Annotated in this window: 16 protein-coding genes; 11 read left to right on the top strand and 5 right to left on the bottom strand. The window is 63.2% G+C overall.

Features of this window, described 5'->3' with window-relative positions:
• The first annotated feature begins 78 nt into the window (after window positions 1–78).
• The 8 genes from JMY28_RS35040 (at window position 79) to JMY28_RS35005 (ending at window position 11,544) form a co-directional block, all read left to right on the top strand.
• Window positions 79–1,692: an acyl-CoA carboxylase subunit beta gene (locus tag JMY28_RS35040; protein WP_201700465.1), complete on the top strand. Its 1,614-nt coding sequence runs from the start codon at window positions 79–81 to the stop codon at window positions 1,690–1,692.
• Between the two features lie 44 nt (window positions 1,693–1,736).
• Window positions 1,737–2,900 (top strand): acyl-CoA dehydrogenase family protein, encoded by a 1,164-nt coding sequence (locus tag JMY28_RS35035; protein WP_201700464.1) that lies wholly within the window; start codon window positions 1,737–1,739, stop codon window positions 2,898–2,900.
• Window positions 2,897–3,796 carry an enoyl-CoA hydratase/isomerase family protein gene (locus JMY28_RS35030; protein WP_407945574.1) on the top strand — a complete coding sequence of 300 codons (900 nt, stop codon included), beginning with the start codon at window positions 2,897–2,899 and terminating at the stop codon, window positions 3,794–3,796. The genes JMY28_RS35035 and JMY28_RS35030 overlap by 4 nt, the downstream gene beginning before the upstream one ends.
• Window positions 3,793–5,826: an acetyl/propionyl/methylcrotonyl-CoA carboxylase subunit alpha gene (locus tag JMY28_RS35025; RefSeq protein ID WP_201700463.1), complete on the top strand. Its 2,034-nt coding sequence runs from the start codon at window positions 3,793–3,795 to the stop codon at window positions 5,824–5,826. Before JMY28_RS35030 ends, JMY28_RS35025 begins: the two co-directional genes overlap by 4 nt.
• On the top strand, window positions 5,823–7,640 hold the full coding sequence (locus tag JMY28_RS35020) for an acyclic terpene utilization AtuA family protein (RefSeq protein ID WP_201700462.1): 1,818 nt from the start codon (window positions 5,823–5,825) through the stop codon (window positions 7,638–7,640). Before JMY28_RS35025 ends, JMY28_RS35020 begins: the two co-directional genes overlap by 4 nt.
• Before the next feature lie 100 nt (window positions 7,641–7,740).
• Entirely contained in the window at window positions 7,741–8,961 is a 1,221-nt protein-coding gene (locus JMY28_RS35015) for a CaiB/BaiF CoA transferase family protein (protein WP_201700461.1), read from the top strand.
• Between the two features lie 42 nt (window positions 8,962–9,003).
• Entirely contained in the window at window positions 9,004–10,341 is a 1,338-nt protein-coding gene (locus tag JMY28_RS35010) for an MFS transporter (protein WP_201700460.1), read from the top strand.
• Window positions 10,342–10,476: 135 nt separating this feature from the next.
• Window positions 10,477–11,544, top strand: a complete 1,068-nt coding sequence (locus tag JMY28_RS35005) for a porin (RefSeq protein ID WP_201700518.1) — start codon at window positions 10,477–10,479, stop codon at window positions 11,542–11,544.
• Window positions 11,545–11,726: 182 nt separating this feature from the next.
• Here the strand turns inward: JMY28_RS35005 and JMY28_RS35000 are convergent, their stop codons facing one another.
• A complete protein-coding gene (locus JMY28_RS35000) occupies window positions 11,727–12,941 on the bottom strand; it encodes a mechanosensitive ion channel family protein (RefSeq protein WP_201700459.1) in 1,215 nt (404 codons plus the stop codon).
• A 637-nt stretch (window positions 12,942–13,578) separates the two neighbouring features.
• Here JMY28_RS35000 and JMY28_RS34995 point away from each other — a divergent pair.
• Window positions 13,579–13,869 (top strand): hypothetical protein, encoded by a 291-nt coding sequence (locus JMY28_RS34995; protein WP_201700458.1) that lies wholly within the window; start codon window positions 13,579–13,581, stop codon window positions 13,867–13,869.
• Between the two features lie 156 nt (window positions 13,870–14,025).
• Here JMY28_RS34995 and JMY28_RS34990 read toward each other — a convergent pair whose 3' ends face one another.
• From JMY28_RS34990 to msrB, 4 genes are all read right to left on the bottom strand, one after another.
• The gene (locus tag JMY28_RS34990) at window positions 14,026–14,358 is read right to left on the bottom strand and encodes a hypothetical protein (protein WP_201700457.1); all 333 of its coding nucleotides are present in this window, start codon (window positions 14,356–14,358) and stop codon (window positions 14,026–14,028) included.
• Between the two features lie 262 nt (window positions 14,359–14,620).
• Window positions 14,621–15,292, bottom strand: a complete 672-nt coding sequence (gene msrA, locus JMY28_RS34985; protein WP_236597191.1) for a peptide-methionine (S)-S-oxide reductase MsrA — start codon at window positions 15,290–15,292, stop codon at window positions 14,621–14,623.
• A gap of 135 nt (window positions 15,293–15,427) precedes the next feature.
• On the bottom strand, window positions 15,428–17,281 hold the full coding sequence (locus JMY28_RS34980; RefSeq protein WP_201700456.1) for a cytochrome c biogenesis protein DipZ: 1,854 nt from the start codon (window positions 17,279–17,281) through the stop codon (window positions 15,428–15,430).
• A gap of 34 nt (window positions 17,282–17,315) precedes the next feature.
• Window positions 17,316–17,852 (bottom strand): peptide-methionine (R)-S-oxide reductase MsrB, encoded by a 537-nt coding sequence (msrB, locus tag JMY28_RS34975; protein ID WP_201700455.1) that lies wholly within the window; start codon window positions 17,850–17,852, stop codon window positions 17,316–17,318.
• 190 nt (window positions 17,853–18,042) lie between these two features.
• On the opposite strand from msrB, the gene JMY28_RS34970 reads away from it, so the two are divergent.
• Both JMY28_RS34970 and JMY28_RS34965 read left to right on the top strand, forming a co-directional pair.
• Window positions 18,043–18,804: a response regulator transcription factor gene (locus JMY28_RS34970; RefSeq protein WP_236597186.1), complete on the top strand. Its 762-nt coding sequence runs from the start codon at window positions 18,043–18,045 to the stop codon at window positions 18,802–18,804.
• Entirely contained in the window at window positions 18,801–20,300 is a 1,500-nt protein-coding gene (locus tag JMY28_RS34965) for a sensor histidine kinase (RefSeq protein ID WP_201700454.1), read from the top strand. The genes JMY28_RS34970 and JMY28_RS34965 overlap by 4 nt, the downstream gene beginning before the upstream one ends.
• Window positions 20,301–20,743: the final 443 nt, after the last annotated feature.

The raw sequence follows: 20,743 nt of genomic DNA, 5'->3' as shown, positions 1-20,743 counted from the left end.
TATCGTTGTGCACGCAAGCAGTGTCGTTTGCAATATCACCAACCAAACCGATTCATCGTGCAAGACACTGACAGCAACATGGCCCCTTTCAAATCACGTATCAATGTTCTTTCGGAAGCATATCGGTCGCAGCGCTCAGGCATGCTGGCGATGATCGACCAGTTGCGTGCGCTCGAGCGGCGCGCGGCGGACCTGTCCTCGCAAGCGGCGGCCACGTTCGCACGGCGCGGCGCGCTGCTGCCGCGTGAGCGCGTGAGCCGCCTGCTTGATCCGGGTCGTCCGTTATTGCCGTTGTGCAACCTGACCGGTTACGGGATGGATGATGCCGACCTCGAAGCATCTGTCCCGGGCGGTTCGCAAATCGCCGCTATCGGGTTCGTGAGCGGCGTGCGCTGCATGATCGTCGCGACCGATTCGGGTATCGACGCTGGTGCGCTGACCGAAGCAGGAAACCAGAAGCTCATGCGTTGCCAGGAAATTGCACTGGCGAACAAACTGCCATTCGTTCATCTGGTCGAATCGGCCGGTTCGAACCTGCGCAAGTACCGTGTGGAAAAATTCATCCGCGGCGGTGGCATGTTCTACAACCTCGCGCGCCTGTCCGCCGCCGGGCTGCCGGTCATCACCGTGGTGCATGGCTCATCAACGGCGGGCGGCGCTTACATGCCCGGCCTGTCCGACTATGTCGTCATGGTGCGCGGACGTGCGAAGGCGTTTCTCGCCGGGCCGCCGCTGCTGAAGGCGGCCACCGGGGAGATCGCGACCGACGAAGCGCTCGGCGGCACACAAATGCATGCCACCGTGAGCGGCCTCGCCGAATACGTGGCGGAAGACGATGCACATGCAATCGAGATCGTCCGCGATATCGTTGCGGCGCTGCCGTGGGACCGCGAGACGTTCACCTGCGCAACGCAGGGGCCTGCGTGCGATCCCGACGAACTCGCCGGCGCGATGGTGCTCGAACATCGCCGGCCGGTGGACATGCGCGAAATCATCGCGCGTCTCGTGGACGGTTCGCAATGGATGGACTTCAAGGCTGACTATGGCGCGGCCACGGTGTGCGGCCACGCGAGGATAGAAGGCCACCCGGTCGGGTTCATCACCAACAATGGGCCGATCGACCCGGCGGGCGCAACCAAGGCCGCGCAGTTCATCCAGTTGTGCAATCAGTCCGGCACGCCGATCGTCTTCTTGCAGAACACCACGGGCTTCATCGTTGGCCGGGCTTCCGAAGAAGCCGGCATGATCAAGCACGGCTCGAAGCTTATCCAGGCGCTCTCGAATGCCGACGTTCCGCTCTTCACGATCTATTGCGGCGCGTCGTTTGGCGCGGGCAACTATGGCATGTGCGGCCGCGCCTTCGAACCGCGCTTCTGCTTTTCCTGGCCCAATGCGCGTACCGCGGTAATGGGCGGCGAGCAGGCGGCAATGACGCTCGAGATCGTCGCGCGCCAGCAGGCTGAGCGCAAAGGCAAGCCGGTCGACGAGGCGCGGCTCGCGCAGCAGAAGGAAGAGATCGTCGCGAACTTCGAGCGCCAGGCTAGCGCGTTTTATACCAGCGGTCATCTGCTCGACGACGGGGTGATCGATCCCCGCGACACGCGAGCCGTGCTCGCTTTCGTGCTGGCAACGACACGTGAAGCGCAACGGCGTGAGCCCAAGCGCGTGCAGTTCGGCGTCGCGCGCTTCTAGCCCGCGCTCGAACGGCTGCTCACATCAAAAATCAGGAGACAGACATGCTGTACACGCAAGAACATCGCGAAATGATGAACAGCATCCGGCGCTTTATCGCGACCGAGATCGATCCGTTCGTCGACGAATGGGAAGCAGCGGAGATATTTCCCGCACATGAGTTGTTTCGCAAGATGGGCTCGCTGGGCTATCTCGGGATCACCAAGCCGGAGGCCTATGGCGGCCTCGGGCTCGACTTCTCGTTTGCGCTCGCAGCCGCAGAGAGCATGGGCTATTGCCGCGCGCAGGGCGTGGCGATGGGTGTGGGCGTGCAGAGCAATATGGCGACGCCCGCGCTGGCCGCATTCGGTTCCGACGAACTGCGCCGCGAGTTTCTTGCGCCGGCGATTGCCGGCGAGATGGTGGCCTCGATTGGCGTGTCCGAGCAGGGTGCGGGATCGGACGTCGCGTCGCTCAAAACACGCGCGCGCCGCGATGGCGACGACTATGTGATCAGCGGCTCGAAAATGTGGATCACCAACGGCACGCAGGCAGACTGGATCTGTCTGCTGTGCAATACCTCGGAGGGGGCGGTTCATCGCAACAAGTCACTCATCGTCGTGCCGTTGAAAGAGGGCGGCAAGCGCGCGCGCGGCGTCGAAGTCCAGAAGATCCGCAAGTTCGGCATGTGGTCGTCCGACACCGCGCAGATCTTTTTCGACGAGGTGCGTGTGCCGGTGCGCAACCGCATCGGCGAAGAGGGCATGGGCTTTATCTATCAGATGAAGCAGTTTCAGGAAGAGCGTCTCGACGGCGCCGCACGGCGCCTTGCCGCGCTTTCGCTGATCGAGGACACCGCAAATTATTTGCGCCAGCGCCGGGCGTTCGGCAAGCCGCTGCTCGACAACCAGTTCATCCAGTACAAGCTCGCCGAGCTCAAGATCGAACTCGAGGCGTTGCGCGCGCTGGTCTACATGGCGACGCAGACCTATGTCGCGGGCGGCGATGTCGTGGAACTGGCGTCGATGGCGAAGCTCAAGGCCGGCCGCCTGTCGCGCGAAATTGCCGACTGGTGCATGCAGTTTCAGGGTGGCATGGGGTACACGTGGGACAACCCCGTCTCGCGCGCGTACCGCGATTACCGCCTCGGCTCGATTGGGGGCGGGGCCGACGAGGTGATGCTGATGGTCATCGCGCGCCAGATGGGCCTCATGAACATGGACGCATGAGGCACGCCGTGAATTTCGATATCAAGCCTCAAATGGCGCCGTGCACTGACGCCGTGCTCGTGCGGCGACATCAAGACGTGCTCTTCGTCACGCTCAACCAGCCCGAAACCCGCAACGCACTCGCGCCAGAAGTGGTGGCGCGGCTCGATCAGGCCGTGGCGCAGGCGGCGCAGGACGAGAGCGTGCGGGCCGTCGTCCTGCGCGGCAATGGCGGGGTTTTTTGTGCCGGTGGCAGCGTCGGCAGCTTCCAGGCGCGGCTCGACGCCAATGCGGCCGGCGAAGATCCGGTCGCCGCACGCAACCGTGAATTCGGCCGCTTCATGCAGCGCGTGAGCGCACTGCCCGTGCCGGTGATCGTTGCGGTCGAAGGGGCCGCGATGGGCGGCGGGATGGGCCTTGCCTGCGCATCGGATGTTGTGCTCGCAACCATTGACGCCCGCTTTGCACTGAGCGAAACCTCGCTCGGCATCATTCCCGCGCAGATCGCGCCGTGGGTCGTGGCGCGGCTTGGCGTGCAGGTGGCATGCCGTCTCGGCCTGAGCGGCGAGCGCATCAGCGGCGAGACCGCCGTCAGGCTGCGCATGGTCGACGAGCTTGCGCCCGACAGCGACGCGCTCGACGAACTGGTCGCGCAGTGGCTCACGCGCATCTGTTCATGCGCTCCGGGCGCGAACCGTACGCTCAAGCCGCTGCTTCAGCGCTGCGACGATAACGCGCGCGACACGGTGCTGGATGCGGCAGCCGCGCTATTTTCCGATTGCATGCGCAACGAAGGAGCGGAGGGCATTGCCGCGTTCAGGGAGAAGCGTGCGTCGGCATGGAGTCGCCGTTTCAGCAAGGACGACGTACGGCAGGCTCGTACGCCGGCAAAGAACCAGGAGGAAAACGAGGCATGAGCACCACGAAGCAGATTCGACCGTTCCACACGCTGCTCGTGGCGAATCGGGGAGAAATTGCGATCCGCGTGATGCGCACCGCAGGACGTATGGGCTATCGCACCGTGGCTGTGTTTTCGGATGCGGATCGCAACAGCCCGCATGTGAGCTTCGCGGACTGCGCGGTCCATATCGGCGCTGCCGCACCGCGCGAATCCTATCTGAACATCGACGCGATTCTCGAAGCCGCTCGCCGCAGCGGTGCCGACGCGATCCATCCCGGTTACGGGTTTCTGGCCGAGAACGAAGATTTTGCCGATGCCGTCGACGCAGCCGGTCTCGTCTTCGTCGGTCCCTCCGGCACGGCGATTCGCGAAATGGGCAACAAGGCGCGCGCCAAGGATCTGATGCGTGCTGCGGACACGCCGTGCATCCCCGGCTATCAGGGCCGTGATCAGAGCCTTGCCGCATTTGCGCGTGCGGCAGCCGAGATTGGCTACCCCGTGATGGTGAAGGCCGTCGCAGGAGGCGGCGGGCGCGGCATGCGCCTCGTGAGCGACGAAGCGATGCTCGCGCATGCGCTGAATTCGGCGCGGGCCGAAGCCGCTAGCGCATTCGGCAACGACGAACTGATTCTCGAGCGCGCCGTCATCGCGCCGAGGCACATTGAAATCCAGGTCCTGGCCGACAATCATGGCAATGCCATCCATCTCGGCGAGCGTGACTGCTCGGTGCAGCGACGCCATCAGAAGGTGATCGAAGAGGCGCCGTCGCCTGCCGTCGATGCGGCGTTGCGCGAGCGCATGGGACAGGCGGCGGTGCGCAGTGCGCGCGCGATCGGCTACGTGGGTGCGGGCACGCTCGAATTCCTGCTCGATCGCGAAGGCCGCTTCTACTTCATGGAGATGAACACACGTCTGCAGGTGGAGCACGCGGTGACCGAGGCGGTCGTGGGCATCGATCTGGTCGAATGGCAACTGCGCGTGGCCGCGGGCGAGCGTTTGACCATCGAGCAGCAGGACGTCCAGTTCAACGGGCACGCGATCGAAGTCCGTCTGACCGCCGAGGACGTTCCCGCGGGCTTCCTGCCCCAGACAGGGCCGGTGCTGCGCTGGCAGCCTCCGGCGCCCGAGTGCGGCGTGCGTGTCGATCACGGGCTCGCCGAAGGCGGCGAGGTTTCCGCGCACTACGATTCGATGGTCGCCAAGTTGATCGCGCACGGGACAACGCGCGACGAGGCACGGCGCAAGCTTTCGCACGCCGTGCGCCAATGTGTGCTGCTCGGGTTGCCGACCAATCAGGGCTTTCTGGCCGACTGTCTCGTCGATCCGGTTTTCGCGAGCGCTAGCGCGGTACACACCGGCTTCGTCGAGGAGCGCTTCGGCGCAACGCTCGCCGCGCGTGGGCTGCCTGATGGACGCACGCTCGCCTACGCGGCCTTCGCGGCCTTCGCGCTGCGCATGCCACAACGGCTCGATACTCGGCTGATTGCACCGGCGTCGCCTTGTCAGGCAGTTAGCAGCTTGACGCTCGGTAGTGCAGACGCGCGTTGGCTCGCGACATTGCATGCGGCGGGAAGCGACTGGCGGCTGCAGATAAGCCGCGAGTGCGCGGATGCAAACGAAGCGGCGACCCGATCGCAGCAGTTCGTCATGCGCAGCGTGCAATGGTGCAGCGCCGATCGCGCGCGCCTCACGGCCGAATGCGACGGCATGCGCGAAACGGTCACCGTTGCCACACAGGCCGACACCTTGCACGTGTTTCATGCGGGACAAGCGTGGACGTTCGAGCAGATCAGCGCGCGCAAGAGCCGCCTCGATGAGGAGGGCACAGGCTCGGTGATTGCGCCAATGACGGGACGGATCCTCGAACTCGCCGTGAGTGAAGGCGATCGTGTGGAAGCGGGCCAACGCCTGCTGGCGCTGGAGGCGATGAAGATGGAACACACGCTGGTGGCGCCCATGAGCGGCACGGTTGCCGAGATTCGAGCGCAGGCCGGCGGCCAGGCCGACAAGGGGGCGCTGCTCGTGCGCATCGAGGCGGCCGTATGAGCAAGACGATCCGGATTGGCGGCGCAAGCGGCTTCTGGGGCGACTCCGCCATCGCCACGCCCCAGTTGCTGGCGGTGCCATGGCTCCAGTATCTGGTCTACGACTACCTCGCCGAAACGACGATGGCGATCCTCGCGCGTGCACGCGTCAAGGACCCATCGCTAGGCTACGCAACGGATTTCGTGCACACCGCGATGGCGCCGCACCTCGCGCAGATCTGCCGGCAAGGCGTGCGCGTGATCGCGAATGCTGGCGGCCTCAATCCGCATGCGTGCCGTGCGGCATTGCTGGCGGTGGCGCGCGAGCAGGGGCTAAGCCTGCGCGTCGCGGTCGTGACGGGCGACGATATCCTGTCGAGCTTCGATACGCTGCGCTCGCATGGGATACGTGAGTGGCCAGACGGCGCGGATCTGCCCACCGATCCGCTCTCGGTCAACGCGTACGTTGGCGCGCGCGGCATTGCACAGGCGCTCGCACTTGGTGCGGACATCGTGATTACGGGCCGATGCGTGGATAGCGCCGTGGTGGTCGGTGCACTGGCGCACGAGTTCGGCTGGCAGTGGGACGACTGGGACCGGCTTGCGGCGGGTACGCTCGCGGGTCACCTGATCGAGTGCGGCGCGCAGGCAACCGGAGGGCTCTTTACCGACTGGCAGACGGTGCCCGACTGGGCAAACATCGGTTATCCCGTGATCGACGTCGCGCAGGACGGCAGCCTGACGTTGTCGAAGCCGGCCGGCACGGGCGGGCTGATCCACCCGGGCGCGGTGGCGGAGCAGATCCTCTATGAGGTCGGCGATCCGGCGAACTACCTGATGCCCGATGTCACCTGTGACTTTCGCGAGGTGCGCGTGGCTCGCGTCACGACGGACACGGTTCATGTGAGCGGCGCGCGCGGGCGGCCGCCCACTGCGACGTACAAGGCTAACGGGACGCATCGCGAAGGCTATCAGATGCAGGTCATGATGGCGATTCGCGGTATCGACGCCGTGGCCAAAGCAAACCGCACCGCCGCCGCGTTGCTGGAGCGTACACGCAGGCTCATGGAAGAGCGCGGCTTTGGCGACTACACGCAGACCTGCGTCGAGTTGCTGGGCTGCGATTCGCTATACCCTCCGCAACAACGCACACGCGCGAGCGCCGACGTACGCGAAGTCGTTCTGCGCATTGCAGTCAGACACGAGAACGCCAAAGCGTTGAGCTTCCTGCAACGCGAATGCGCGTCCGCGGGCACGTCGATGGGGCCTGGCACCCGGTCGTCATTCTCGGGGCGCGCGGAGATCCAGCCGGTCATCAAGGTGTTCTCCTTCCTCGTGCCGAAGCACGCCGTGCCGCTGCAGGTGGCAATGGATACGCACAGCGAACCCGTGCCCGGCGCGCCTGAATGCGCGCCTGTGCCGGCGGCGCCGCTGCGCATGCCCGAGTCCCGCGACGATGCTGGCGCGCTCACTGGCGATACGCTCGAAGTCCCGCTCGTGGCGCTGGCGTGGGCGCGCAGTGGCGACAAGGGCGATGACGAAAACATTGCCGTGATCGCCAGACACGCGGAATTCCTGCCGGTTCTGCGCGGACAGCTCACGGTCGAAAGCGTGCGGGCGTACGTCGCACATCTGGTTAGCGGTGCCGTCGAACGCTTCGAGGTGCCGGGTCTCGGTGCGCTGAACTTCGTGCTGCACGAGGCGCTGGGCGGTGGCGGCGTAGGCAGCTTGCGCTCGGATCCGCTAGGCAAGTCCTACGCGCAAATGCTGCTGGATTTTCCGGTGCAAATTCCGCGGAAGTGGGTCGCCTCCGGTCTCGTGCCGCACACGACCTGAACGTATCACGCCGGTGGCACGCCGTGCCATTGCGCCGACTTGCCCTGAAGCAACGCCCGCCCGCGCATACGACGCAGGCAGACAATCGATTGAGGTGAGGATGAGTGGCATATTGAATGGCATCAAGGTGCTGGATCTGACGCGGGTCATCGCAGGACCGTTGTGTACGCAAACGCTCGCCGACATGGGGGCGACCGTCTACAAGATCGAGAGGCCGGGCGAGGGGGACGACACACGGCGTATGGGGCCGTTTCTCCGCGATCCGCAAGACGGCACGGACAGCAACGACTCCGCGTTGTACCTTGCATACAACCGCAACAAGCAATCGATCACGCTCGACATCTCGACGCCCGAAGGTGCGCAGCTCGCCCGGGAGCTCGCGGCGCAATGCGACGTGGTCGTCGAGAACTACAAGGTTGGATCGCTGGCGCGCTATCAGCTCGACTACGAGTCGATTCGCGAGCTGCGGCCTGACATCGTGTATTGCTCGGTTACGGGTTTCGGCCAAGACGGCCCCTACGCGAACCGTCCCGCATACGACTTCATTCTGCAGGGCATGGCGGGTGTGATGAGCACCTGCGGCCAGCCCGACGGCGAACCCGGCGGCGGCCCGATGCGCACCGCGATACCGATCACCGATGTCGTTACGGGGCTCTATGCGGCGATCGGAATCCTTGGTGCGCTGTTTCACAGATTGCGCACGGGCGAGGGCCAATATCTCGACGCGGCCATGCTCGATGCGTCGCTTGCGCTGAACGGCCATCTCGCACTTGGCTATCTCATGAGCGGCAAGGTGGCAGCACGCGCGGGCAATACCAATCCGATTGCTTCGCCATCCGAAGTGTTCGATTGCGTCGATGGCAGCCTGATCGTCGCGGCGGGCAACAATGGCCAGTTCGAGGCGTTGTGTCGGGTCCTGCATTGCGAAACGCTGCTGGAGGATGCGCGTTTTCGCACCAATGCCCTGCGCGTAGCGAACCGAAGCGCGTTGCGGGCCGAGCTCGCGCCACGCATTGTCGGCCGTTCGCGCGAAGCATTGCTCGCGGAGCTCAACGACGCTAGCGTGCCGGGTGGCCCGATCAATAGCATCGCAGAGGTGTTTGACGACCCGCAGGCGCGTCACCGCGAACTGGCGCTCACGCTAGCTCACAGCCGCGGCGTCGACGTACCTTCCCTGCGCAGCCCGCTGCGCTTCTCGCGCACGCCCGTCACTCACCGCGCGCCGCCCATGCTCGGCGAGCATACCGCGCGCGTGCTGGGCGAGGAGTTCGGCATCGACGCGCAGAGGCTCGCACAGTTAAGGGAGCGCGGTGTGGTTTGACATTCAGGTAGCACATTCAAAAAAAGAATCAGGAGACAGACGATGAACGCACCAACCAAAGCGGCAGGGGCGCAAGACCTGCCCGATATCGGCACAAGTGAGATTGACGCCGCGTATTCGAAGATCCGGTGGCGCTTGATGCCGTTGTTGTTCGTGGCTTACGTTCTGGCGAACATCGATCGCATCAACATCGGCATCGCTCAGCTTCAAATGAAAACGGCGCTCGGTTTTAGCGACGCTGTCTATGGTGCTGGCGCGGGAATCTTCTTCATCGCCTACTTCATGTTCGAAGTGCCTAGCAGCCTCCTGATGAACCGGATTGGCGTGCGCCGCACGTTGGCGCGAATCACGATCGGCTGGGGGATCGTCTCGGCGGCGACCATGATGGTGAACTCGGTGCCGGCCTTTTACGCGCTGCGCTTTTTGCTGGGTGTGTTCGAAGCAGGCTTTTTCCCCGGTGTCGTGTACTACCTGACTCTGTGGTACCCCGCGGCGCGGCGCGCCAAGGCGCTCGCGGCGATCTCCTCTGCACTCGTCCTGGCCGGTGTGATCGGCAATCCGCTCTCGGGATGGATCCTCAAGAACATGGACGCCGTGGCCGGGCTCGCGGGCTGGCAATGGATGTTCCTTCTTGAGGGGTTGCCCAGTGTCGGACTGGGCCTCGTCATCCTCTTCGCACTGCCCGAAGGCCCGCATGCCGCTCGTTGGCTGACGCCCCGGCAAAAAGCGCTCGTCGCCCAGGAGGTCGAGGCGCAGGGATCGACCCACGTCGCCGGATCGGTGCGCGATGTCCTGAAAGACCGGCGGGTATATGCGTTTGCAGCGGTTTACTTCTCCTTCATTTGCGCGATTGCGGTGATCCCGTTCTGGCTGCCGACCATCATCAAGGGGCTGGGGGTGACCGATCTCGCTCGCATTGGTCTTTATGCTGCGATTCCGAACGTCGTGGCCGCCGTGGCGATGTTTGCTTGCGCAGCGAGTTCCGACCGCATTGGCGAGCGTCGCTGGCACACCTCGATCGCCGCGATGGTGGGTGCAGCGGCGTTGATGATGTTGCCGATGGCGTCGTCGCAAGTGGCGCTGTCGTTCGTACTGCTGTGTTTTGCGGCCGCAGGTATTTTCTCGACAGTGCCTCTCTTCTGGGCAATTCCCTCCGCGTGGCTTTCGGGTAGCGCGGGTGCGGCGAGCGGGATCGCGCTCATCAGCAGCATCGGTCTTCTCGGCGGTTTCGTGAGCCCCACCGTGATCGGCTGGCTCAAGACCACTACGGGCAGCATGGCTACTGGCCTGTATGTGTTCTCTGGGCTCTTCGCGTTTGGTGCGATCTTGTTGCTGGTGATTACGAAAACGGAGCGCGCTGGCGCGCAGGCAGGTCGTTGAGCGCGTGAGTGCAGGCTGCGGCCGGAAGGAACGACGGGGACTTCGAGCCGCATAAACCGCTTACTAACCGCCTTTTAAGATAATTGTTTTGCAATACTAAATATCGCCAAATGAAAGGTTGAAATCATGAAGAAGATGGGATGCGAAATTGCACAACGGGCGGCGATTCTGGCTTTACTGGCCACCTGTGGGGCCGCGCACGCGCAGAGTAGCGTGACGCTTTACGGCGCGGCAGATGCCGCGCTGCTGTATACCAGCAAGACGTTGGCGGAGAACGGCGGGAACGGCGGCAAGCAGTTTTCGCTGGTCGACAGCGGGTTGAATTCTTCACGGTTCGGCTTGCGCGGCTCTGAAGATCTGGGCGGCGGCTTGCGAGCAAACTTCGACCTCGAAAGCGGGATCAGTCTGGCCAATGGCGGTTTTAACGATTCGAACGGCAACTTCTTTGGACGTCAAGCCTGGATCTCGCTCGCCGGGCGTTTTGGCGAGGTCAAGGCGGGCTTGCAGTATTCCCCTTTTCTCTACGCGATCGACGAAACCGACCCACGCGGATTCTCCGATTTCGGCAGTGGCGCAATCATCTACGTCGACAACGTATACGCAACCGGCCTCTTTAATTCGAACGCTGTGTCGTACGCGAGCCCCGAGATTGCAGGGTTCACCGCGCGCGCGATGCTTGCACCTGGCGGCGTGGCGGGCGACTTTCAGGCTGGCCGCCAATACTCGTTTAGTTTGAAGTATGAGCACGCCGGATTTGCCATCAATGCCGCGATGTATGACGGCAACAGCGGCGCCGCGCAGCCTACGCCGGTTCCTTCGGATATTGAGTTTCTCGGGCGTACCCTCGGCGTTTCGTATACGTTCGGGTCGGTCATTGCGAAGGCTTCCTTCACAAACTACAAGGTCGCAGGAAGCTTCAACAACAATGTCATTGCCGGCGGCCTGAACTATTCGGTCACGCCCACGGTTACGGTGGACGGCGGCGTGTGGTGGACGAGCGATCGCAACCAGACCGGCAACAACTCGATTCTGGGTTCGATCGGCGCGCAATACTTCTTGTCGAAGGCGACGGTGGTCTACGCACAAGCCGCCATCGTGCACAACAACGGCAAGATGGATACGGGCCTTGCCATCAACGGCGCGCTTTTTGGTGTAGATGGCACGACGGTTGGCGCCAATGTCGGCATACGGCACTTCTTCTAAGCGACGACATCGTTACGCACGCTTCGGCTGCGGACCTGGAAGCCCTGATCGATTTAGTAAGGGGAGTTGAGCGATCCCGGCTTTCAATGGCAAAGGCAATATGGCCGTTGTCGCCGGATTCCAACGTACGGTCAGGAATCGCAGGTCGCGTCGGCCAGATTGCCGCGGCCTGCCCGGGCAGGTTACAGCTGTCGCGACGACGCGCGTTGCTCCTGCCAGCAGCGCAAGCCGAACTGCGACACGAGCCCGTAGGCATGATCGAGCATGTCCGACTGCAGGTTTTCGTAGGGTTCCCAGCGCGTTTCGTCGACATAGAGAAATATCTCGAGTGCGATGACGGGCTGGCTCGACTGCACCTGCCGGATGACGATCGGCATGTCCTTGCGGACCGCCGGATGATCGCGAAAATACGCGTTCAGATAGAGGCGGTACAGGCCGAGGTTCGTGCGGCGCTGGGTGTCCCCGGGGGCGACTCGCACAAGTGGCCCTTCAAGATCGTTGCCCAGCTGGACGAGTAGTGCCTCGTCTGGAAAGCGGACGGTGTCGGCATCGAAATGCATCGCATGCCTGACGCGCCGACCGCCCGACTCAGTCATCCCACGCCAGTTCTTTACGCTGTTCGTGAGCAGAACGTAGCTTGGTAGCATGACGATCGAATTGTCGAAGTTCCGGACTTTGATCGTGTTCAGTGCAATGTCGATCACGGTGCCGTCGGCGACAAAACCAGGCACTTCAATCCAGTCTCCCACCCGCACCATGTCATAGACGGTGAGCTGGATGCTGGCCACGAAGCCGAGCAGCGAGTCGCGGAAAATGATGATCAGAAGCGCCGTCATTGCGCTGAGGCCGGTGAGGAAGTAGGCCGGGGAGCGCTCCAGCAAAACCGAAATCCCCGCGATCAGGGCAATCACGTAGAGCGCGATGGTTGCGGTCTGCAAAAAGCTTTTGATCGGGCGCTCGCTGGCGGACGGGAAGTGACTGTAGCGCTCACCTACGCTGTCGAGGAACGCGAGCGCGGCGCGCAGGAGCGTGTACACCATGTAGCATGCCGCGAGCACGGCCAGTGGATGTCCGAGCGCCGCAATGAGCGGGAACGTGAGGCCCGAGAGCAGGGGGGCGGACGCATAGAGGATCAAGGCGGGCACGAGCGGCGCGAGCCGATGGAATACCCTGTGGGACTCGGCTGCGCGCAGCCACTTGCGCTGCGGCTGGCGCGCAAGGCGGCCAACGATCATCAGCATGATCGAGCGCGTGACGTAGTAGCAGATCGCGCTCGCCAGCAGGATTGCGAGCAGCAAGGCTGCAATAAGCAGCATCGCGACAGGCGTGCTGTCGGTATAAACGTGGAAGTGATGCCAGTCCGCCCCGTCCTCGATCCGTAGCGCCTTGTCGAACATGGATTCCTCCAGTGCCGGTAACCCGTTTCGGCGGACAAGTCCCATTCAAACCAATAATGCAGGACGACGCAGCGGCTCAAGCGCGGCGCCTGCCAGCGGGGCGCTCGGTGCGCATGAGGTCTTTGTCGCGATAAGCGGCATCATACATTTCGTGGTTTGTACGATCCACCGGCATGGCCCGGATCCTCTTCGCATGCCGTTGCCATCGCACGTGGCAGCGTCGGCCGACGAAGGGAGGTGGTTTTTGTTTTGTTGTGCAACTAACTGTCTCTAGCCCAAGTATCCCTGACCTCAGCGTCCCGGCAGACAAAAGATCCTTGAAGGAGGCGTGACGCCAAAGATGCGAAACCGCGTGGCTGCGCGCTACGCCCCGTTCCCTCCAACGGGTTCAACGCACCAATTGTTGATCGGCCGCCCGCGCCGGAGATCCAGGAACAGCAGTTTGGTCTTTCCCGGCACTCGGCTATCGGTGCTGCTCGGTCAGCTGAAAATCACTCGTGTCTGCATGGCTTCGTCTGTCAAGTGCCGCTGGAGACGAAAGGTTTCCTGCGTGTGTCATCGTACAGAGCCGTTTGATGTGCTACGGTGTGTGTTCAGAGCCAGCAGGACGATTCAGCCGATCACCAGAAGGATGCTCATGGAATTCAACAATGGCGCTGTACTCGAAGCTCTTCGACTTGCTTTGTATCGACAAATACCATGGCACAAGCGACCGGCAATATTCACGTCGCTTCGCTCGCAAGGGCTGATCCAGACTGTTGACCAGAGAACTCCCCCCAATGCGACGTATCTCCCGGCATTCCAGATTGCCATCCTGACCGATAAAGGACAGAGGGAAATCCAGCGCATCGAGGCATCGAAGCATATTTCTGGATGGCTGGACGACGACTACTTCGCAACGTTCCTCGTACAGGTCGCATATACGTGAGCACGCATCGCTGCGTGCTTGATTCGCCTGCCGCTCTCGCCTTCGACACACCGGCAGAACGATTCCATTAAACCGGCGCATCGACCGGTTGAATCCGCAACCCGTTTTCGATGTCCGATTTTCCGCACGCCAACGACCGTTCTCGTCGACAGCCCTTCAGTTTGTAGCCAGGTACCCTTGCGTTTCCGACAGATACGCTGTCGCGTCCTGTCCTGCTTCTACGGAAGTGGTCAAATCCGCAGTCTGAAGTGCAGCGGTGTGAGTGCCCGCAATCGGACGTTTGCGCATGGCCCGACTCACGATGTGGGTCTTGTGCTGATAAAAGAGTTCGAGTTGCCGTGCATCCGACGCATGAGGTGCCAGGTCGAAAGCCTCCTCGAGCGCCCGGCGTGGAAGATGAAAACGTTGAAGTCCGCGAATCACGCGAACCTGGAACACGACCCCATCGCTGTTGTGAGGGATTGCTGCCCAAACTAGCGCGCTGCCCATGACATGCCCCCATTTACCTGTAAGCCTGATTCAAAGTCCGTCGCCCTATGATGGTCCTCAAAAAATACATTTCAAAAATACGACCGGCTGACTTTGACGTTTTCACCACACGAGGGTTGTGAACCAGGGCGCCGCAGTGGGGACTCGTAGTGCGGCGGACCGTCGAGCAAACGCTAGCGAGCCCGAAGTCCAACTGCAGGGAAAAATGAGGCAGCAGGGCGCACCTTGCAGCGCGCCAGAATCTATCCGCTCTCCTATGCGACTATGGCTTCATATTGGCCGTGGCCTGAAACAGTACAGGCTTGGTCTGGTAAACCGCAGGGAACAAGCTTTTCAGTGCCTCGACCTTCGGCATATCGTTGATCGCGATATAGGGGTAGTCGGGATGAAGGACGAGAAAGTTCTGGTGGTAATTCTCCGCAGGATAGAAACCCTTGAAAGTCTCGATACGCGTCACGATCGGGCTCGCGAACACATGCGCGCCTTGTAACTGCGCGATATATGCCTGCGCCACGTTGCGCTGTTGCGGATTCATCGGAAATACCGCCGAGCGGTACTGAGTGCCGTGATCGGGGCCCTGGTAGTCGAGTTCCGTCGGGTTGTGCGCGACCGAGAAGAAAATCTGCAGGATTTTGCCGTAGCTGACCACAGCGGGATCGAAAGTAATCCGCACCGATTCCGCGTGCCCGGTATCACCGTCGCTCACGCGCTCGTATTCGGCCGTATCGGCCGCGCCGCCCGTATAGCCGGACGCCACCTGCGTGACGCCGCGCACGTGCTCGAACACGCCCTGGACGCCCCAGAAGCAGCCTCCCGCAACGACGGCGGTTTCCGAATGCGCGTCACTCGCATGCTCGTCCTGAAGCGGCGCCGGTACGGAGACCGCACGCTCATCGGAGTGTGCGCTGCGCTGCCATAGCGCGACGGCGGCCATCACGATCGCCAGGGCGCCGAAACGGGCGATCTTGCCAGGCAGGGGGAATCTGCGGATCGATGCAGATCCGGATTTCATGGAAAACGGATTCACGATGTCATCCTTTCCGGGCGAAGCGCGCCCGGCGGCTGGGGTTTAACCGAAAGTAAATGCAAAGGCCTGTACGCCCGCATCGAAAAACTGGATCGCGAACGTGTGGTCAGCCACGTCGCCGGGCTGGCGTACCAGTTGATAGAGACGCTGTCCCGTCACCGTGCCGGCGCCGTCCGACGCCACATCGCTGCCGTGCGCGTTGCCCGGCGCCTTGCCGTCCACCGTCACGCGAAAGCGCACTGGCTTGCCGTCCGGGCCAGGGCCCAGAACCAGGTGCAGGTCTCGTGCGTGGAAGCGGTAGACGATCTCGCCGCCAGGTCTTGCCAGCGTCGCGTGCTCGGCGCCGACGCTCCATTCGCCCGCCAGTCCCCAATGGTTGAGGCCAGGGTTCGAGGGCGCGCGATAGTTGCGCGCAGCGTCCTGCGCGACGCCGTCCGGCGACGCGAAGCCCTCGGCGCGCTCGAAGCCGATGTAGGTTTCGGGGGAGCGCATGTCGGCGTTGTCGGCCTTTAGCTGGACGCCGCGCTCCGTGGTGCCGCCGAGGCCGAGCGGGACATTCGCCGCCTCCGGGTGGCCCGCTTCCACGAGCAGTTGCTGAATGACGCGTTCGGACTGGTCATATTCGCCTTCACCGAAGTGCTCATACCGAATCTGCCCTTTGGCATCGACAAAATAATGGGCAGGCCAGTACTGGTTGTCGAACGCGCGCCAGATGGCGTAGTCGTTGTCGATCGCCACGGGATAGTCGACGCCGAGATCGCGAACGGCCTTGCGCACATTGTCGATATTGCGCTCGAAGGCGAACTCGGGCGCATGCACGCCAATCACGACAAGCCCTTTGTCGCGGTACTTGCGGGCCCAGGCTTTGACGTAGGGGAGCGAGCGCAGGCAGTTGATGCACGAATACGTCCAGAAGTCGACGATCACGACCTTGCCGCGCAGCGATTGAGCGGTGAGCGGCGGCGAATTCAGCCATTGCACGGCGCCGGCAAGCGGCGGCAACTGGCCGAGCACCGGTAGCGCGGGCGTCGTCGCGGCGCGCATCGCGTCGGAGGTGCGCATCATGGCGCCGCTGTTCGCCGACATCGTGTTCGCCGCATCCGTGTTGTCGTCGGACGCGTTCGGCAACTGCGCGCGATTGGCGGAACCGGTCATCGCCATGGCGGGGTGCCGCGACGGTGCGAACGTATCGACGAGATGCTGCTCCAGACCGCCCGTCGCCACCGTCGAAACGCGTGTGAGGAAGCCCGTATCCAGGCCCAGCGCAATGGCGGCGACACCGGCGAGCATCGCCACGCCAATACCGCGTCGGATCCACTCGCCCGCGCCCAGCGAGCGCTTCATTGCCGCGAAGACACGGCCGCCCAGCAGTAGCGCGACGGCCAGCGAAGTGGCCGCCCCTGCCGCATACGCCAGTAACAGCAAGGTCGTGCCGATGCTCGCGCCTTGCAGCGCCGCGCCGGTCAGAACGAGGCCGAGAATTGGGCCGGCGCAAGGCGCCCACAGCAGCCCCGTGGCAATGCCGAGCAGAAACGACGAGCCGATACCTGGTGCGCCGTCGTGCTGCGCGGCGTTGGAGAGCCGATTGCCGGCGTTCACGAGCGGCTGCATGATCCGATCGGCGAAGCGGGGCATTAGAAGCGTGAGGCCGAATACGGCGAGCAGTACGATCGCGAGCCAACGGCCATACTGGTTGGCCTGCGCGACCCAGCCGCCGCCGACGGCGGCAAGCGTCGCGACGGCCGCGAAGGTGGCGGTCATGCCGGCGAGGAGCGGCAGGCCGGAGCGGACGAAGGGCTGATCGGCGCGCGCAAAGACGAACGGCAGCACGGGCAGGATGCACGGGCTCAGGATCGTGAGCACGCCGCCGAGATACGCGAGGACGATGAGTAACATGATGGTGTCGGGAAGGGCAATCCGGGTTGAGTGTTCAGGCCGAGCCGGGCTTGAAGGTCATGGCAACGCCGTTCATGCAGTAGCGCAGGCCGGTCGGCTTTGGTCCGTCATCGAAGACGTGGCCGAGGTGGCCGCCGCAGCAGTGGCAGTGCACTTCGGTACGGACCATGCCGAACGAGCGATCCTCATGTTCGACCACCGCATGCGGGAGGGGCGCATAAAAGCTCGGCCAGCCCGTGCCACTGTCGAATTTCGTGCTCGAGGCGAACAGGTTCGTGGCGCAGCCCGCGCAGGCGAACGTGCCAGTGCGGTGTTCGTTGTTGAGCGGGCTGGTGAACTGGCGCTCCGTCCCCGCATTCCTGAGCACTTCATACTGGGCGGGCGTCAGCAGCCTGCGCCATTCGGCCTCGGTATGAACCACGGCGAAATGTTCGGCCGGGCCGGACGTCGCACTGCTGGCCGCCGCCGTGTCGCTGCCCGCTTGGGCCGCCCTCACGCGCCACTGACCGAGCGCGGCCATGGCGGCAAGCGCGCCGCCACCGGACAATAGGAGTCGTCTACGAATATCCATCGTGCCCTCCTTGTGCGCTGCAACGCCACCCCAATGGGATTGGGGCGGCGCGCATGCTTTACACGAAGCTTAGGCAGTCGCCGATATCGAAGTCCTCACGAAAAGTAAAATTAATTGTGATAACTCCGTGGCGGAATTTTCTGCACAATGGGCAATCCGAGGCGCGCTGCGCCCTACGCCTGAACGACACATGGATCAGCCCAAACGCGTGCTCATCGTCGAGGACGACGCGGATATCGCCAACGTGCTCATGCTGCATCTGCGCGACGAGCACTACGAGGTCGTCCACACCGCCGACGGCGCCGAAGGGCTGCGGCTGCTGGAGCAGGGCGGCTGGGATGCCCTGATCCTCGACCTCATGCTGCCGGGCGTCGATGGCCTCGAGATCTGCCGGCGCGCGCGGGCGATGACGCGCTACACGCCGATCATCATCACGAGCGCGCGCTCGAGCGAGGTGCACCGCATTCTTGGACTCGAACTCGGCGCCGACGATTACCTCGCGAAGCCGTTTTCAGTGCTGGAACTCGTCGCGCGCGTGAAGGCCTTGCTGCGCCGGGTCGAGGCGATGGCGAAGGATTTGCGGCTCGACGGCGGCACCCTGATGCTCGGCGGCTTTTCGATCGATCCGGTCACGCGCGAAGCGCAAGTCGATGGCAAGCGCATTGAGTTGACACCGCGTGAATTCGACCTGCTGTACCACTTCGCGCGCCATCCGGGCAAGGTGTTCTCGCGCATGGAGTTGCTCAACGCCGTCTGGGGCTACCAGCACGAAGGCTACGAGCACACGGTCAACACGCACATCAACCGCCTGCGGACCAAGATCGAAGCCGACCCGGCGCAGCCCGTGCGCATCCTGACCGTATGGGGACGCGGCTACAAGTTCAACCCGCTGGCGCCCACGGCCCCGGGCAACGCCGCGCCGCGCGACGAGATGCAAGGAGGGGCGTCGTGAGACTGTCGTTGACGCAGCGGGTGTCCATCGTGTTTTCGGTGCTGTTGCTCGCGTGCTGCGGGGCGTCGGCCTGGTTGCAGATACGGGCGTCGGATCTGCACGATCAGGAGGTCATTCAGGCGCTCTCTCACGATCTGGCGTTCCATATCGCCAGCAACTCTGCGCTCATGGGCGCGGACGGGCCCAAACCGGCGGCGTTGCGCACATTGTTCGGACAACTGATGGCGGTCAATCCCAGCGTCGAGGTGTACCTGCTCGACGCCAACGGCCGCATCACGGGCGACGATGCGCCGCCGGGGCACATCCGGCGTATGCAGGTCGACCTGCTACCGGTGCAGCGTTTTCTGGCCAACCAACCATTGCCGATTCTGGGCGATGATCCGCGTAGCGTGGACGCCCGAAAGGTGTTCAGCGCCGCCGTGATCTCTGGCGCCGACGGGCGGCCGGCCGGCTATATCTACGTAGTCCTGATTGGAGAAGCGCGTGACGCACTCGCTTCGCGGCTCGCGCAAAGCACGGTGCTGCGCACGACGCTCGGGTTGATGGCCGTGGTCGCGTCGCTCGGTCTGATTGCCGGTTTGATCGCGTTTGGCCTGATCACGCGACCCTTGCGACGTCTGACCGATACCGTGAGCCGCTTCGATGCGTCGATTCGCGAAGGATCGGAACCGGCGCCGCTTGCGCTCAGCCGCTCGGCGGCGCACACGGGAACGCGTGACGAGATTGCCATTCTCGAACGCACGTTTGCCCAGATGGCCGATCGCATCGGCTTGCAGTGGCGCGAACTCAAACGGCAGGACCAGGAGCGGCGCGAACTCTTCGCGAACATCTCGCACGATCTGCGCACGCCGTTGACTTCGCTGCACGGCTATCTCGAGACGCTGTCCTTGAAGGACGACACCCTGAAAGGCGTCGAGCGCCGTCGCTATCTGGCGATCGCGCTCGCACAAAGCGCGAAGGTCGGGCGGCTCGCGCAATCGCTGTTCGAGCTTGCGCGACTGGAGCATGAGAACGTACAACTCACGCTCGAAACGTTTCCCCTCGCGGACGTCGTGCAGGACGTGTTCCAGAAGTTCGAACTCGAAGTACAGGCCCGGCAAATCCGCTTGCAGGCCAATATCCCGCCGGGGTTGCCAGCGGTCTGCGCCGACCTGGGCATGATCGAGCGTGTGCTGACCAATCTGCTCGACAACGCGATCAGGCATATGCCGGACGGCGGCGAGGTCAGCGTCGAGCTTGCCCGCGAGGGCGATAAAGTGAGCGTCGTGGTCAGCGACACGGGGCCGGGGATTGCGCCCGAGCTTCGCGCGAGCCTGTTCCGGCGTGCGTTCAGTTCAGGCGATGTGCGCCGTCAAGGCGGTCTGGGATTGTTGATCGTGCAACGGATGTTGCAACTGCATGGCAGCCGCATCGAGTTGGTCGACCGCGAGCAACGCGGCGCGACATTCAGTTTCAAGCTGGACGCCGCGCCGGCATGGGTGGCGCTGAAGGCGTGATCGCCCCCCACATGCGGGCTCGCGTCATGGGTCGATCACGATGCGCGACGTACGCGCGCGTGAGCAGTACAGCCCGATCTGCTGGTTCGGCGCGCATTTTTCCGCATCACTTTGCACGGTATCGCGCTGATCGACCACGCCTTCGCGCACGGGCGTGAGACTCGCGCCGCAAACGCTGCAAAAGAGGCACAGGAATTTCTCCTCACATAATCGGCGTAGCGACCCCCAAAAATATTATTCGAAAGTCGCTTGACGATATCCGGGATGACCCGCATAATTCGCCTCCTTCGCTGATCGCTGCGAACGAAAACGAAGCGATTAAGATGAATTGTTCTTTAAAAATTTACAGCCGATAAGTGTGGGCGCTTGATGCGGTGGCGGCCTGACCTTGTTCTCCGGAGCAGGGTCGGGAGCAGCAAAAGTATCAAGAGTCTCACACTAAA

The organism is Paraburkholderia hiiakae (genome assembly GCF_904848665.1).
GTDB classification, from domain to species: Bacteria; Pseudomonadota; Gammaproteobacteria; order Burkholderiales; family Burkholderiaceae; genus Paraburkholderia; species Paraburkholderia hiiakae.
The sequence above is the reverse complement of the archived record's forward strand: the minus strand, read 5'-3'. Positions and strand labels throughout refer to the sequence as shown.

What these genes read in the sequence shown, in the direction of transcription:
- JMY28_RS35040 (WP_201700465.1), top strand. Translation starts at nt 79, where the DNA reads ATGGCCCCTTTCAAATCACGTATCAATGTTCTTTCGGAAGCATATCGG.
- JMY28_RS35035 (WP_201700464.1), top strand. Translation starts at nt 1,737, where the DNA reads ATGCTGTACACGCAAGAACATCGCGAAATGATGAACAGCATCCGGCGC.
- JMY28_RS35030 (WP_407945574.1), top strand. Translation starts at nt 2,897, where the DNA reads ATGAGGCACGCCGTGAATTTCGATATCAAGCCTCAAATGGCGCCGTGC.
- JMY28_RS35025 (WP_201700463.1), top strand. Translation starts at nt 3,793, where the DNA reads ATGAGCACCACGAAGCAGATTCGACCGTTCCACACGCTGCTCGTGGCG.
- JMY28_RS35020 (WP_201700462.1), top strand. Translation starts at nt 5,823, where the DNA reads ATGAGCAAGACGATCCGGATTGGCGGCGCAAGCGGCTTCTGGGGCGAC.
- JMY28_RS35015 (WP_201700461.1), top strand. Translation starts at nt 7,741, where the DNA reads ATGAGTGGCATATTGAATGGCATCAAGGTGCTGGATCTGACGCGGGTC.
- JMY28_RS35010 (WP_201700460.1), top strand. Translation starts at nt 9,004, where the DNA reads ATGAACGCACCAACCAAAGCGGCAGGGGCGCAAGACCTGCCCGATATC.
- JMY28_RS35005 (WP_201700518.1), top strand. Translation starts at nt 10,477, where the DNA reads ATGGGATGCGAAATTGCACAACGGGCGGCGATTCTGGCTTTACTGGCC.
- JMY28_RS35000 (WP_201700459.1), bottom strand. Translation starts at nt 12,941, where the DNA reads ATGTTCGACAAGGCGCTACGGATCGAGGACGGGGCGGACTGGCATCAC.
- JMY28_RS34995 (WP_201700458.1), top strand. Translation starts at nt 13,579, where the DNA reads ATGGAATTCAACAATGGCGCTGTACTCGAAGCTCTTCGACTTGCTTTG.
- JMY28_RS34990 (WP_201700457.1), bottom strand. Translation starts at nt 14,358, where the DNA reads ATGGGCAGCGCGCTAGTTTGGGCAGCAATCCCTCACAACAGCGATGGG.
- msrA (WP_236597191.1), bottom strand. Translation starts at nt 15,292, where the DNA reads ATGGCCGCCGTCGCGCTATGGCAGCGCAGCGCACACTCCGATGAGCGT.
- JMY28_RS34980 (WP_201700456.1), bottom strand. Translation starts at nt 17,281, where the DNA reads ATGTTACTCATCGTCCTCGCGTATCTCGGCGGCGTGCTCACGATCCTG.
- msrB (WP_201700455.1), bottom strand. Translation starts at nt 17,852, where the DNA reads ATGGATATTCGTAGACGACTCCTATTGTCCGGTGGCGGCGCGCTTGCC.
- JMY28_RS34970 (WP_236597186.1), top strand. Translation starts at nt 18,043, where the DNA reads ATGGATCAGCCCAAACGCGTGCTCATCGTCGAGGACGACGCGGATATC.